Origin of the sequence: Vibrio sp. 10N.222.54.A3 (assembly GCF_041474095.1) — a bacterium.
Lineage (GTDB): Bacteria > Pseudomonadota > Gammaproteobacteria > Enterobacterales > Vibrionaceae > Vibrio > Vibrio crassostreae_C.
The window spans coordinates 1-15,051 of sequence record NZ_JBFRTN010000029.1 but is presented as its reverse complement, the minus strand read 5'-3'; the positions used below and the strand labels follow the sequence as shown (position 1 = coordinate 15,051).

Annotated in this window: 8 protein-coding genes and 1 riboswitch; of the genes, 6 read left to right on the top strand and 2 right to left on the bottom strand. The window is 44.1% G+C overall.

Annotation, left to right across the window (positions count from 1 at the left end; genetic code table 11):
- The first annotated feature begins 147 nt into the window (after nt 1–147).
- From AB4507_RS08390 to AB4507_RS08375, 4 genes are all read left to right on the top strand, one after another.
- Nucleotides 148–795 (top strand): LuxR C-terminal-related transcriptional regulator, encoded by a 648-nt coding sequence (locus AB4507_RS08390; protein ID WP_029235092.1) that lies wholly within the window; start codon nt 148–150, stop codon nt 793–795.
- Between the two features lie 157 nt (nt 796–952).
- Nucleotides 953–1,825 (top strand): UTP--glucose-1-phosphate uridylyltransferase GalU, encoded by an 873-nt coding sequence (gene galU, locus AB4507_RS08385; protein ID WP_017061340.1) that lies wholly within the window; start codon nt 953–955, stop codon nt 1,823–1,825.
- Between the two features lie 149 nt (nt 1,826–1,974).
- On the top strand, nt 1,975–4,812 hold the full coding sequence (uvrA, locus tag AB4507_RS08380) for an excinuclease ABC subunit UvrA (protein ID WP_372182525.1): 2,838 nt from the start codon (nt 1,975–1,977) through the stop codon (nt 4,810–4,812).
- A gap of 90 nt (nt 4,813–4,902) precedes the next feature.
- Entirely contained in the window at nt 4,903–6,666 is a 1,764-nt protein-coding gene (locus AB4507_RS08375) for a PglL family O-oligosaccharyltransferase (RefSeq protein WP_102332734.1), read from the top strand.
- A 112-nt stretch (nt 6,667–6,778) separates the two neighbouring features.
- Here AB4507_RS08375 and AB4507_RS08370 read toward each other — a convergent pair whose 3' ends face one another.
- Entirely contained in the window at nt 6,779–7,918 is a 1,140-nt protein-coding gene (locus AB4507_RS08370) for an alanine--glyoxylate aminotransferase family protein (RefSeq protein ID WP_102332733.1), read from the bottom strand.
- 176 nt (nt 7,919–8,094) lie between these two features.
- Nucleotides 8,095–8,272: riboswitch (Lysine riboswitch) on the top strand.
- A gap of 108 nt (nt 8,273–8,380) precedes the next feature.
- On the opposite strand from AB4507_RS08370, the gene lysC reads away from it, so the two are divergent.
- Nucleotides 8,381–9,748, top strand: coding sequence for a lysine-sensitive aspartokinase 3 (gene lysC, locus AB4507_RS08365; protein WP_372182524.1), 1,368 nt, complete (start codon nt 8,381–8,383; stop codon nt 9,746–9,748).
- 115 nt (nt 9,749–9,863) lie between these two features.
- On the opposite strand, the gene metH is transcribed toward lysC, so the two are convergent.
- A complete protein-coding gene (gene metH / locus AB4507_RS08360; RefSeq protein ID WP_372182522.1) occupies nt 9,864–13,541 on the bottom strand; it encodes a methionine synthase in 3,678 nt (1,225 codons plus the stop codon).
- Between the two features lie 169 nt (nt 13,542–13,710).
- Here metH and AB4507_RS08355 point away from each other — a divergent pair, with 169 nt between their 5' ends.
- Complete coding sequence (locus AB4507_RS08355) at nt 13,711–14,991, top strand: cation:proton antiporter (RefSeq protein ID WP_372182520.1); 1,281 nt, start codon at nt 13,711–13,713, stop codon at nt 14,989–14,991.
- The last annotated feature ends 60 nt before the right edge of the window (nt 14,992–15,051 follow it).

The following is a 15,051-nucleotide window of genomic DNA, read 5'->3' as shown; positions in this document are numbered from 1 at the left end:
TCAGAGCGATGTTGCTTTTTTCTCCACTTACAAACCACTCATTTACTTTGATAATTGATATTCAACGCAAGTCACTATCAAGGCGCTAGAGAAGCTAAAGCCTGCATGACAACGTGGAATCTAATCCCACTCAAACAGGACGTTTCAATGAGAAAATCAAGATACGCTCGCACTTTACACTTTCTGTGCATCGACCCAAACGATACCTATCTACATGTAAAAGAGATAGAAAAGCATTTATCTATTGTTCTCTACAAAATGACACCCGACGAATTAATGCTAGTTGATAGAAAGCGGAGTAACCGGATCTTGCTCGTCGATTACAGAGAGGTACCACAACTACTGATTATTTGTCCTAACCTGACTGTTATGTGGAAAAATCACGAAATCATTTTATTCAATGTCCCCCAGCAACTTCCAACCTCAGAGCTTCTTACCTATGGGGTACTAAAAGGACTCTTTTACAACACTGAACAAAAGGACAAGATTGCTCGTGGTCTTCAAGAAGTCATTGATGGCGATAACTGGCTGCCAAGGAAGGTAACCAATCAACTGTTGTTTTATTATCGCAATATGGTCAATACCAACACCACACCAACCAATGTTGATTTAACCATTCGTGAGATCCAGGTGATTCGCTGTCTTCAATCCGGGTCTTCAAACACACAAATCGCCGATGACTTGTTTATTAGTGAGTTCACGGTTAAATCTCACCTCTATCAAATATTCCGTAAGCTTGCGGTAAAAAATAGAGTTCAAGCGATAGCATGGGCAAACCAGAACCTGCTTGCATAATCGACCCACCTCTTAGTCTGACGATAATTTTGAGGGAAGCTCTAGTAAATCATGGCTATTGTTGCTGAATTTTCGACATAACTTATGCTAGAGTTGCCCTCAGAAATATCAACCACTCAGGTTGAATCAATAATTATTATAGATAAAGGGTCTTATCATGATCAAAAAGTGCCTTTTCCCGGCAGCTGGCTACGGTACACGTTTTTTACCTGCAACCAAGTCAATGCCTAAAGAAATGATGCCTGTAGTAAACAAACCTCTGATTGAATACGGTGTAGAGGAAGCTATCGAAGCTGGTATGGATGGAATGTGCATCGTTACTGGACGTGGTAAGCACTCGATCATGGATCACTTTGATAAAAACTACGAGCTTGAGCACCAGATTAGCGGCACCAATAAAGAAGACCTATTGGTTAATATCCGTGAAACGATTGAAGCGGCAAACTTCACCTACATTCGTCAACGTGAGATGAAAGGCCTTGGCCATGCTATTTTAACGGGTCGCGAACTTGTAGGCGATGAACCGTTCGCAGTAGTACTTGCTGATGACCTTTGTGTGAACGAGCAACAAGGCGTGCTAGCTCAGATGGTTGCGCTATACAAACAGTTCCGCTGTTCTATTGTTGCTGTACAAGAAGTTCCAGAAGAAGAGACTCACAAGTACGGTGTTATCTCTGGCGAAATGATCAAAGATGACCTTTTCCGAGTTGATGACATGGTAGAGAAGCCAGAGCAAGGTACAGCACCAAGCAACCTAGCGATCATTGGTCGTTATATTCTGACTCCAGATATCTTTGAATTAATCGAGCAGACAGAACCAGGTAAAGGCGGCGAAATCCAGATCACTGATGCATTGCTAAAACAGGCAAAAGCAGGCTGTGTATTGGCTTACAAATTTAAAGGCCAACGTTTTGACTGTGGTAGTGTTGAAGGCTATATCGAAGCAACAAACTACTGCTTCGAAAACCTATACAAGAAAGACCAGCAGCAAATCGAGCTAGGTAAACACTCGACCAAGAAAGAAGCATAACGACTGGTTAATCACTAACGTTACTGATTTTAGAAAGGGCGACTCTTTGAGTCGCCCTTTTTGTTTACTGTTTTTTTATCCAGTAAAACTTTGCACAAATCTCACTCTATGTAATACTTTAGCCACTTAAAATTACATGGTCTATTGAGATGGATAAAATAGAAATTAGAGGCGCTCGTACGCATAACCTCAAAGACGTCAACCTAACCATTCCACGTGACAAACTGACTGTCATCACCGGATTATCGGGTTCAGGAAAGTCGTCACTTGCGTTTGACACACTCTACGCAGAAGGTCAGCGTCGTTATGTTGAATCTCTGTCTGCTTACGCTCGTCAATTTCTATCTCTTATGGAAAAGCCTGATGTCGACCATATTGAAGGTCTGTCTCCAGCTATCTCAATAGAACAAAAATCGACTTCACATAACCCTCGCTCAACCGTCGGTACCATTACCGAAGTCTATGATTACCTCAGATTATTGTATGCGCGAGTAGGCGAACCTCGCTGTCCAGACCACAACATCCCTCTAGCAGCACAAACCATCAGTCAAATGGTGGATAAGGTCTTAGAACTGCCTGAAGGCTCAAAGATGATGTTGATGGCACCGATTATCAAAGAGCGCAAAGGTGAGCATGTTAAAACACTGGAAAACTTAGCTGCGCAAGGCTTTATCCGAGCCCGAATTGATGGTGAAACCTGTGATCTATCCGATCCACCAGCACTTGAACTTCATAAGAAGCACACCATTGAAGTTGTGGTAGACAGATTCAAGGTTCGTCCTGATCTTCAACAGCGTTTAGCCGAGTCATTCGAGACCACATTAGAGCTCTCTGGCGGTATCGCTGTCGTCGGCTGGATGGACGAAACGGATCAAGAAGAGATCGTATTCTCTGCTAACTTCGCTTGTCCTAAATGTGGTTACAGCATGCAAGAGCTTGAGCCTCGCCTGTTCTCATTTAATAACCCGGCAGGAGCATGTGGTACGTGTGATGGTCTTGGTGTTCAACAGTATTTTGATCCAAGCCGAGTGATTTTAGATGAGAACCTAAGCATTGCTGAAGGTGCGATAAAAGGTTGGGATCAAAAGAACTACTACTATTTCCAAATGCTAACGTCGCTGTCAGAACATTATGGTTTTGATCTGTATGCGCCATTTAATTCTCTACCGAAAAAGACTCAAGAGATCATTCTAAAAGGATCAGGTCGTACTGAAGTGGAATTCAAGTACATCAATGACCGAGGTGATATTCGGGTTAAGCGTCATCCATTTGAGGGCATTTTAAATACCTTGGAGCGCCGTTACCGTGATACTGAATCGAGCGCAGTGCGTGAAGATCTTGCTAAATACATCTCAACCAAATCGTGCTCTAGCTGTGATGGCACTCGCCTGAGATTAGAAGCTCGTAATGTTTTCATTGGTGATACAACACTTCCGGAAATCGTTGAACTTAGCATTGCTGACGCACTACAATTTTTCCAAGAATTGAAGCTAGACGGTCAACGTGGGCAGATCGCAGATAAAGTGATGAAAGAGATCAATGATCGTCTGCATTTCTTAGTCAACGTTGGTTTGAACTACCTTAACCTATCACGCAGTGCTGAAACGCTGTCTGGTGGTGAGGCGCAACGTATTCGTTTGGCGAGCCAAATCGGTGCCGGTTTAGTTGGCGTTATGTATGTACTTGATGAGCCATCAATTGGTCTCCACCAGCGCGATAATGAACGTCTATTGCAAACCTTAATTCACCTGAGAGACTTAGGTAATACGGTACTTGTTGTGGAACATGACGAAGATGCAATTCGTTGTGCTGACCATGTTATCGATATCGGTCCAGGAGCAGGGGTGCACGGTGGTCACGTGGTGGCAGAAGGTACCATGCAAGACATCATCGAAAACCCGAGCTCTTTGACAGGCCAATACCTGAGCGGTGCTAAAGAAATTGCAGTGCCTGAAAAGAGAACGCCTATCGACAAGAAAAAGGTCGTCGAGATCGTTGGCGCAACGGGGAACAACCTAAAGAATGTGACCGCGACAATTCCTGTTGGCTTGTTCAGTTGTATTACGGGCGTATCAGGTTCGGGTAAATCAACGCTTATCAACGATACCTTCTTTAAAGTCGCCCACACTCAATTAAACGGTGCCACGACTGCAGTTCCAGCAAAGCACAAAAAGATTAAAGGGTTAGAACATTTTGATAAGGTAATCGACATAGATCAAAGCCCTATCGGTCGTACACCAAGATCAAACCCTGCGACCTACACAGGGATTTTCACCCCTATTCGTGAACTATTCGCGGGCACTCAGGAATCACGTTCTCGTGGTTACAAGCCAGGTCGATTCAGCTTTAACGTTCGTGGTGGTCGTTGTGAGGCTTGTCAGGGAGACGGCGTAATCAAGGTAGAGATGCACTTCTTACCCGATGTGTATGTGCCTTGTGATGTGTGTAAAGGTAAGCGCTATAACCGTGAGACTCTAGAGGTCCGCTACAAAGGTAAAACCATTGACGAAGTTCTAGAGATGACTGTGGAAGATGCTCGTGAATACTTCAACCCGGTACCTGTTATCGCTCGTAAACTGCAAACTTTAATGGACGTTGGCCTCTCTTACATTCGCTTAGGGCAAGCAGCTACAACCTTATCTGGTGGTGAAGCTCAGCGTGTTAAATTAGCGCGTGAACTGTCTAAACGAGACACGGGAAAAACCTTATACATTCTCGATGAGCCAACAACAGGCCTTCATTTCCACGATATCCAGCAGCTACTGACGGTATTACATAGACTGCGTGATCACGGTAATACAGTTGTCGTGATTGAGCACAACCTAGATGTCGTTAAAACAGCAGACTGGATCCTAGATCTTGGCCCAGAAGGTGGGCAAGGTGGTGGTGAGATTGTTGCAGAGGGTACACCTGAAGATGTGGCGTTAGTCGAAGGTTCACACACTGCTCGCTTCCTTAAGCCTATGTTAAATTTGAAGTCGGTGTAAAATAGCGCCCTGCGGGCAGACAGAAAAATGTTAAAGTAACAGAGCTTGTTTCAGAAGGAACAAGCTCTGTTTTTATAAGGTTAGGGATTTATGGCAACAATACACACTAGCGGTACTCAGCTAGAAAATCAGGTCACTCAGCTACCACTCAACAAAGCATTTCTGGCTTCTTTAGCTGTTGTATTCTTGTTAGCTATGCATTTTTTCATGCCGAATCCTGGTGGTTCGGGCCTTGCTCTATCCTTTAACCCTACCACTTGGCTAGCGCTAAGCTTCACGCTAGCAATTGGCTTTTACCAACTCGCGACCAATCGAGTACTCAAGTATTCCAAATTAACAATTGGCTTATTGATTAGCTGCATCATACTCACGCTACCCATTTTATACAGCAATGCTGCACCTCAAGGAGCGTCAGGACGCTTGCTTGGATTGTGGGCGGGCTTTGCCTTATTTGTGGTGCTGCAGCAATTTAAGTTCAGCAATAAACACAAGCAACGTATGTTGTGGTTCATTGTACTTGCTGTTGTTATACAAGCACTATTTGGCTATGTGCAATATTTCTTATTAGAACCAGGCAACCTATTTGGCTACAACACTGCTGCAAACCGACCATATGGGATATTTCAACAACCGAATGTAATGGCAAGCTTTCTTGCTACTGGTTTTATGCTGTCCGCTTACCTTTTAGCAAGGCAGCCGGCTAAATATAACCATAAGATCAGCGAATCATTCCTACTGTATTTAACTCCAACCTTAACCGTGCCCTTGCTGATCATCATTGCATCACGTACCGGATGGTTGGCCGCTGTCATTGGGTTTATCTGCATTCTGCCCTATCTATACAAGTTCTCGACCAAGAAACGCTTCTACGGATGGTGCGCATCAGTGCTCGTCGGTGTCGTCGTCGCTTTTTCGGTGATCAGCCTAAGTGCGACTGATAGCCTCGCTAGCAAGAAAGCGAACCTAGAAAGCCCGCGCGCTTATACGTTCCCGCAAGCTTTAGATATGATGATCGAAAAGCCATTTACAGGTTATGGTTACGGGAAATTTGAGTCTGAATACACGCTATATACAGCTCGCCAACATCAACTCAACTCGAACTATCATCCAGGTCTTCCTTCAATGGATCACCCGCACAATGAGTTCCTGTTTTGGGGAGTTGAAGGGGGGATTGTACCAATCATCGGAATCTTGATTGCTGCAATATTGGTGATGTCACGCATAACAAGTTCAGCAAAGGGAACACGTCTAGCCCTGCTCGCGTTATTTATCCCAATCCTTTTGCACTCTCAACTTGAGTATCCTTTTTACCACTCGGCGATTCACTGGATAACATTCATTATATTGATTTACTGGGTAGATCAGCGCTCTTCCCGACATTATCAACAGTCGTTCAGTATCATCAGCAAGACCCTATTTAGAGTGTTGAGCTTAGTGCTCCCTATTTTGGTCAGTTTTTATATGTTGAGCGCCCTGCACACCAACTATGTACTGACTAAGTTTGAACTGTCTAAGCCGAAAAATCCGGACATTCTTAAGCAGGTAACGAACCCAGTGGTGTGGAAAGATCGCTACGATTGGGATATATACAGCACTTACCTTAATATCGGCCTCTACAAAGCCGACCCGAGCCTTATACAGCCTTACATCGATTGGTCACTGGAGATCATAAAGAGTAAACCAAGACCGGCTTTCTACAGCAATCTGATTCTGGCGTATCAAGGCCTAGGAGAAGAAAGTAAAGCAGAGCAAATTCGTAGCGAAGCGAACTTTTTATTCCCTAACAGAGACTTTTCAAAGGTTCAGTATAAGAAAGTGTCACAAGCAGAAGATAACGTTTCGTCTGCAGAATAATGTTAAGAATTCGCAACGCAAGCTTCACTTAGTAGGCAGTAGGAGCTTGGGGTAGATACAAAAAAGCGCACGATCTCTCGTGCGCTTTTCTTTTTAATTTCAGTTCATGCAGCTACTTCAAAACATCTTTTAGCGCTTTTAGGCACAACGCGACATTCTCTTTACGAGCACCGTAACCCATTAGGCCGATACGCCATGCCTTACCAGCCAAAGAGCCAAGCCCAGCACCGATTTCAAGATTATATTCTTCTAAAAGCTGCGTTCTGATCTTAGCCTCATCAATTCCTTCTGGGAAATAAAGTGCATTAAGCTGCGGCAGGCGGCTCTCTTCATCAACCACAAACTTTAACCCTAGAGCTTCTACGCCTTCTTTAAGCTCTTGGTGCATCGCATGATGACGAGACCACGCATTATCTAAGCCTTCATTTTTCAACAAAACCAGCGACTCATGCAGAGCATAAAGGCTGTTCACGGGTGCGGTATGGTGGTAGCTACGCTTACCTTCTCCACTCCAGTAACCTAATACTAAACTTTGATCCAAAAACCAGCTTTGCACTGGTGCTTTACGGGCTTTCATTTTATCAACCGCACGCTGAGAGAAAGTCACTGGAGATAGCCCTGGCACACAAGACAGACACTTTTGGCTGCCAGAATAAACCGCATCAAGCTGCCACTCATCAACCAGCAATGGCACACCACCTAATGATGTCACTGCATCAACAATCGTTAACGCATCAAACTGACGAGCGACAGCAGAGATAGCTTGAGCATCAGATAACGCTCCAGTTGATGTCTCTGCATGCACAAATGCAACAGCAACGGCATCGGGGTTTTCTGCCAATGCTTGTTCTACCTTTTCAACTGAAACGGGCTTGCCCCATTCGTCATCAACAAGGATGGCTTCGCCACCACAACGCACCACGTTTTCTCGCATACGCTCACCGAAGACACCGTTACGACAAACAATCACCTTTTCACCAGGCTCAATCAAGTTAACAAAACAGGTCTCCATACCTGCACTGCCCGGTGCAGAAACGGCAATCGTAAATTCGTTTTCAGTCTGAAAAGCGTATTTAAGAAGTTGTTTAAGCTCATCCATCATCGCAATAAACAGCGGATCTAGGTGACCTATGGTTGGACGGCTCAAAGCCTGTAGCACTTGAGGTGAGATATCAGAAGGACCAGGCCCCATTAACGTTCGGTGTGGTGGATAAAAGCTATCGATAGCAGTAGTGAGTGTGAAATTAGACATGTACATCCCTTACGTTAATGTTGTGAACAATCCACCCTAAAGCAAATTGATTACCTCAGCAATTAGCCATAAGTATTGAGGTCAAACCACTGTCACATAATTGTTAAAATTATTTTTCAATTATCTCAAGTTACGGATTGACATTGTTACCACAAAAACGTTCAATGAAACGGCTATCTAGCAGAAGAGGAGCACTGCCCAGGCAGATGTTTTGTGGAACCGCATTTCCAATACAAAACATTTATGGGGAGCAGTGCCGAGATAATAAAAGTATGCAGGACCTTTATTATCGGTTGAGCGGGCTGAATCCCGTCAACTGTCGCCATTTCTATATGGTGAAGAGCTTCTGAGGTTACTATTCTAATAATTCCTCTCTTTTTGCTCTAAAACTCTCTTCGAAAAACATCGGACGTTGGATTACCCAACCGTAATTTTATTTTAGGAAGTCGTGGGAGATATATCGTGAGTGCATCTAATGTAGCTGGTTCTTTTAATGTCGCTAAGTTTGGTGGAACAAGTGTTGCCAACTTTGAAGCAATGAGCCGTTGTGCTGCCATTATTGAAAACAACTCAAACACGAAACTGGTCGTGAGTAGTGCATGCTCTGGTGTCACTAACTTGCTGGTTGAACTAGCAAATGGTGTTCAAGACAAAGCTCGTCGTCAGGAACTAATGGCGCAATTAGCGGACATTCACAACGCAATTCTTGACCAACTCGCAGATCCAATCAGCATCGAAAAAGAAGTCCACAGCATTCTTGATGACATTGCGAGCGCTGCAGAGGCCGCATCATTCCAAACAAGTACTAAACTGACGGATCACCTTGTCGCATGTGGCGAGTTGATGTCGACACACATCTTGGCTCAGATCATCTCTGAACGAGGCACTCCTGCTGTTCGCTTTGATATCAGAGATGTGATGCGTACTAATGATGATTTTGGTAAAGCCGAACCTCAACTAGAAGATATTGCCGCTCTAGCGCAACAGAAACTGATTCCACTTTGCCAACAACAAGTTGTCGTTACCCAAGGTTTTATCGGCGCTGATAGCGAAGGTAACACCACGACTTTAGGCCGCGGTGGCAGTGATTACTCAGCAGCATTGATTGCCGAATCTGTAAAGGCGATTGGTCTAGAAATCTGGACGGATGTTCCGGGTATTTACACCACTGACCCTCGTATTGCACCTAAAGCTTCTCCTATCCCAGAGATCAGCTTTAGTGAAGCATCGGAAATGGCAAACTTTGGTGCGAAGATCTTGCATCCATCGACTCTAGTACCTGCATTACGCCACCAAATCCCGGTATTTGTCGGCTCTTCTAAAGCGCCAGAGTTAGGTGGTACTTGGATTCGTCAAGAAGTTGAGAGCTCTCCTCTATTTAGAGCGCTTGCCCTACGCTGCAACCAAACCATGGTTACGCTACGTAGCGCTAATATGTTCCATGCCTATGGCTTTTTGGCAAAAGTATTCGAGATCCTTGCTAAACATAAGATCTCGGTCGATCTTATCACCACTTCAGAGATCAGTGTCTCACTGACTCTCGATCAAACAGACACATCAGGTGGTGCTCCTGAGTTACCAGAAGCTGCTCGACTGGAGCTTGAAGAGTTGTGTTCTGTAGATATTGAACACGACCTATGCCTTGTTGCGCTTATTGGCAACAACATGAGTGAAAATAAAGGCTATGCAAAGCAGGTGTTTGGCACTCTGGAAGATTTCAATCTACGTATGATTTGTTACGGAGCAAGCCCACACAACTTGTGCTTCTTGCTAGATGCATCTGTTTCTAAGTTGGCGATCCAAAAACTTCACCAAGAGTTATTTGAATAAGGCGATGGTTAATTAATTGGTTTTAATTAACCAAACCCCAGATACAAAAAGGGTTGCTCTTGAGCAACCCTTTCTCTTTTTTACTTTACGAACCAAAGCTCGTCATAGATTCAAACTAGTTAATGTTTGGACCTAACCACTTCTCAGCTTCCAACATATCCCAGCCCTTACGATCAGCATAGCTATCCACTTGATCCTGTTGAATCTGTGCAATAGCAAAGTATCTAGCATCAGGGTGTGAGAAATACATACCCGACACTGAGGCACCTGGCCACATTGCGTAACTCGTGGTTAGTGACATGTCGATGGCTTTTTCAACGTCCATCAACTCCCACAACGTGCCTTTCTCTGTATGTTCTGGGCAAGCAGGGTAACCCGGAGCTGGACGAATACCTTGGTACTTCTCTCGAATCAAATCGTCGTTAGACAAATCCTCATCAGGCGAGTAACCCCAAATGTCCTTTCTCACTTCTTTGTGTAAATATTCTGCAAACGCTTCAGCCAAACGGTCCGCAACCGCCTGAATCATAATCGCATTGTAATCATCACCATTAGCTTTATATTCATCAGCAAGCTCTCGCTCACCAATACCGCCAGTAACCGCAAAGCCACCAATCCAGTCAGCTTTACCGCTTTCTTTTGGCGCAATGTAATCAGACAAACAGTAGTTAAAGCCTTTTGGTTTCTCTGTTTGTTGACGAAGATTGTGTAGAACTTTTAGAACTTCGGTACGAGATTCATCGGTATACACCTCAATATCATCACCAACACTGTTCGCTGGGAACATGGCACACATACCACGCGCTTCAAGCAGCTTCTCTTTCTCTACGCGATCCAGTAAATCATTAGCATCTTTGAATAAACGTTTTGCCTCTTCACCCACTTCTTCATGATCAAGGATTGCAGGGTATTTACCAACCAATGACCATGTCATAAAGAATGGAGTCCAATCGATGTACTGACGCAAAGTTGCCACATCAAAATCATTGAAGATATGAACTCCCGGCTTAGCGGGTGCCGGTGGCGTATACGCATCCCAATCGATAGCAACTTTATTGGCACGAGCTCTTTCAAGCGTGACAGGCTTGGTACGAGGCTTCTTACGATTGTGCTGATCTCGAACGCGATCGTAATCGATATCCAGCTTCTCAACGAAAGCGGGTTTCAATTCATCAGAAAGTAGTGAAGTACAAACACCCACTGCACGCGAGGCATTATTTACGTATACAACAGGTTCTGAATAATTCTGCTCAATCTTAACTGCTGTGTGAGCTTTAGATGTGGTTGCGCCGCCAATCAGAAGAGGCAGCTTGAAACCCTGTCTCTCCATTTCTTTAGCAACATGTACCATTTCATCAAGAGACGGTGTAATCAGCCCAGACAGGCCAATAATGTCGACATTCTCTTCTTTCGCTACCTTGAGAATCTTCTCGCAAGAAACCATCACACCTAAGTCGATAATTTCGTAGTTATTACACTGTAAAACCACACCAACGATATTTTTACCGATATCGTGAACGTCACCTTTAACGGTCGCTAACAAAATCTTACCGTTAGTTGCGCCCACTTCTTTGGATGCATTAATGAATGGTTCTAAATGGGCAACCGCCTGTTTCATCACACGCGCAGACTTTACAACCTGTGGTAAGAACATCTTACCTTCACCAAACAGGTCACCAACAACGTTCATTCCGTCCATTAGAGGACCTTCAATCACTTCAATAGGACGAGAGGCATTAACACGAGCTTCTTCGGTATCTTCAACAATAAAGTCGGTGATACCTTTTACCAAAGAGTGCTCCAAACGCTTCTCTACAGGCCAAGTTCGCCACTCTAATGCAGATTTATCTTCAACCTTACCAACAGCACGCTCTAGGTATTCGGTCGCCATATCCAGCAATCTTTCAGTCGAATCATCACGACGGTTTAGTACCACATCTTCAACAGCATCACGCAGATCTTCTGGAACATTATCGTAAATTTCCAACTGGCCAGCGTTTACAATGCCCATATCCATACCGTTTTTAAAACAGTGATATAGAAATACCGCGTGAATAGCCTCACGGACGTAGTTATTACCACGGAATGAGAATGAAACATTCGACACACCGCCAGAGATCATCGCATGCGGGAGATCGCGTTTGATGTCTCCTACTGCTTCAATGAAATCAACCGCATAGTTATTATGCTCATCGATACCAGTAGCCACTGCGAAAATATTCGGGTCAAAAATAATATCTTCTGGTGGGAAACCGACTTCATCAACAAGAATGTTGTAGGCATTGGTACAGATTTCGACTTTACGCTCTCGAGTATCAGCCTGCCCGACTTCATCAAACGCCATCACGATGACAGCAGCACCATAACGACGAACTAATTTGGCTTGCTCAACAAACTTCTCTTTGCCTTCTTTTAGAGAGATTGAGTTAACGATGCCTTTGCCTTGAATACACTTTAGGCCAGCTTCGATAACTTCCCACTTAGAAGAATCGACCATAACAGGTACTTTCGAGATTTCAGGTTCTGAAGCACATAGATTCAGGAATTTAACCATACACGCCTCGGCGTCTAGCATCCCTTCATCCATGTTGATATCGATAATTTGAGCACCATTCTCGACTTGCTCTCGAGCTACACTCAAGGCTTCGTCGTAGAGCTCTTCTTTGATAAGGCGCTTAAAGCGTGCAGAGCCGGTAACATTGGTCCGCTCACCTACATTCACGAACAAAGATTCTTTAGCTATCGTCAGTGGCTCTAGTCCCGAAAGACGACAAGAAACTGGTAAGTCTGGCAATTGACGCGGCGTTACACCTTCAACGGCCTCAGCCATTTCACGGATATGCTCTGGAGTAGTACCACAACACCCACCAATTAGGTTCAAGAAGCCACTTTCAGCCCACTCTTTAACATGTTCAGCCATATCCTCAGGAGAAAGGTCATACTCGCCAAATGCATTAGGCAAACCCGCATTAGGGTGAGCAGAAACATTGCACTCTGAGATACGAGACATCTCACCGACATACTCACGCAGTTCATCAGGGCCCAATGCACAGTTCAATCCAAATGAGATTGGTTTTACATGACGAAGGGCGTTGTAGAATGCTTCTGTCGTCTGTCCTGAAAGGGTACGACCTGATGCATCAGTGATGGTACCGGAAATCATCACTGGCAGACTGATACCTACTTCTTCGAAAACAGATTCAACCGCAAAAGCACACGCTTTCGCGTTTAACGTATCAAAGATAGTTTCAATAAGAATTAAATCTGAACCGCCCTTAATGAGCGCGCGAGTCGATTCAGAATAAGCTTCAACCAGTTCGTCAAAGCTAACATTACGGTAACCTGGATCGTTTACATCAGGGGATATAGAACAAGTTCGGTTGGTAGGGCCTAATACACCCGCGACGAAGCGAGGTTTATCTGGGGTCTTTGCAGTCCATTCATCAGCTGCTTCACGAGCAAGCTTGGCAGCAGCAAAGTTAATCTCTTCACTAAGGCTTTCCATATCATAGTCGGCCATAGCGATGGTTGTAGCGTTAAAGGTATTGGTTTCGAGGATGTCAGCCCCAGCTTCCAAATACTCCATATGGATATCTTTGATAAGCTTAGACTGTGTAAGAACTAAAAGGTCATTGTTGCCCTTCAAGTCACTGTGCCAATCAGCAAAGCGTTCACCACGATAGTCTTGCTCTTCCAATTTATAATCCTGAATCATGGTGCCCATGCCACCATCAATCAGTAAAATTCGTTGCTTCAACAGAGCGTCAATCTTTTGCCTTACATTACTTCCCACGGTACAACCTCATTCCTTTAATTATCCCTCCATCCTATCACACATTAAAAAGGAGTCTAGACGTCTAAAAAAGGAAATTGATTACTGAGTCATGACAAAAAAATGTTTGCTATTTGAGCATGAGACAACGAAAATTCATATTCATACTTTGTTACATGTTGGAATCCCAATGTCGGTCTATTACACCTTATGCTTCTTGTCCGCTGCAGCCATGCTTATTGCTTTCGTGAATACAAAAATTGGTAAAATGCAGACAACCATCGCCATCACAGCTGGCTCAATGATGTTATCTCTATTGATTATCATTGCGGGACAAAATAATTGGTTCCAATTGGCAGACATTGCCTCAGAGACCGTTGCCAGTATCAATTTTGAAGATTTCCTTCTAAAAGGGATATTAGGATTCTTACTATTTGCAGGCGGTTTGGGAATCAAATTACCAAACCTAAAAGACCAGAAATGGGAAATAACAGTACTCGCGTTAGGTGCTACGCTGTTTTCAACATTCTTTATCGGTTTTGTGCTGTACGGGTTTTGCCAGTTCATCGGTATTCAATTTGATCTGATTTACTGCCTACTCTTTGGCTCGCTAATCTCTCCAACCGATCCCATCGCCGTGCTAGCAATAGTAAAGAAACTCGACGCTCCCAGAAGAATCTCTACTCAAATCGAGGGAGAATCTCTATTCAACGATGGTTTTGGCTTAGTTATCTTCGTAACCCTATTTACTATCGCATTCGGCACAGAAGCGCCAACCGTCGGTAGTGTGACCATGCTATTCGTTCAAGAGGCGATTGGCGGCATTGTCTATGGTTTTGTTTTAGGTCTTGTATTCCACTACCTAATCAGCAATACCGATGACCACTCGATGGAGTTGCTATTAACCATCGGCATCCCAACTGCTGGTTATGCGTTTGCTGAAGTTCTAAATGTATCAGGCCCATTAGCGATGGTGGTATCAGGTATCATGATTGGTAACTGGACTCGCTTTATCGGATTCTCGAAAGAGAGTGAAGATCACCTAGATCATTTCTGGGAGTTGATAGATGAATTCTTAAACGGCGTATTATTCCTACTAATTGGTATGTCGATGCTGTTATTCAAATTCCACCAAGAAGACTGGATCTTAATGGCGTTCGCAGTCCCTCTAGTATTGAGTGCACGTTACTTGAGTGTTTTCTTGTCTTACATCGGATTTAAACGCTTTAGAACTTACAACCCGTGGTCGATTAAGATTCTAACTTGGGGTGGCTTACGCGGTGGCTTAGCATTAGCCATGGCACTTTCGATCCCTTCAGGTATCTGGGTAATTGAAGACAAAGCAATAGATGTAAAAGAGATAATCCTTGTCATGACATACGCCGTTGTTGTGTTTTCTATTCTGGTTCAAGGCTCAACTATCACTCCTATGATAGAGAAAGCAAAACAAGCAGAGAAAGAGCTAGATTAATATCTAAATAGATCAACCAAGGCCGCCTACTTTAGGTGGCCTTTTTATGGTTCATCGCGG

What these genes read in the sequence shown, in the direction of transcription:
- AB4507_RS08390 (WP_029235092.1), top strand. Translation starts at nt 148, where the DNA reads ATGAGAAAATCAAGATACGCTCGCACTTTACACTTTCTGTGCATCGAC.
- galU (WP_017061340.1), top strand. Translation starts at nt 953, where the DNA reads ATGATCAAAAAGTGCCTTTTCCCGGCAGCTGGCTACGGTACACGTTTT.
- uvrA (WP_372182525.1), top strand. Translation starts at nt 1,975, where the DNA reads ATGGATAAAATAGAAATTAGAGGCGCTCGTACGCATAACCTCAAAGAC.
- AB4507_RS08375 (WP_102332734.1), top strand. Translation starts at nt 4,903, where the DNA reads ATGGCAACAATACACACTAGCGGTACTCAGCTAGAAAATCAGGTCACT.
- AB4507_RS08370 (WP_102332733.1), bottom strand. Translation starts at nt 7,918, where the DNA reads ATGTCTAATTTCACACTCACTACTGCTATCGATAGCTTTTATCCACCA.
- AB4507_RS08355 (WP_372182520.1), top strand. Translation starts at nt 13,711, where the DNA reads ATGTCGGTCTATTACACCTTATGCTTCTTGTCCGCTGCAGCCATGCTT.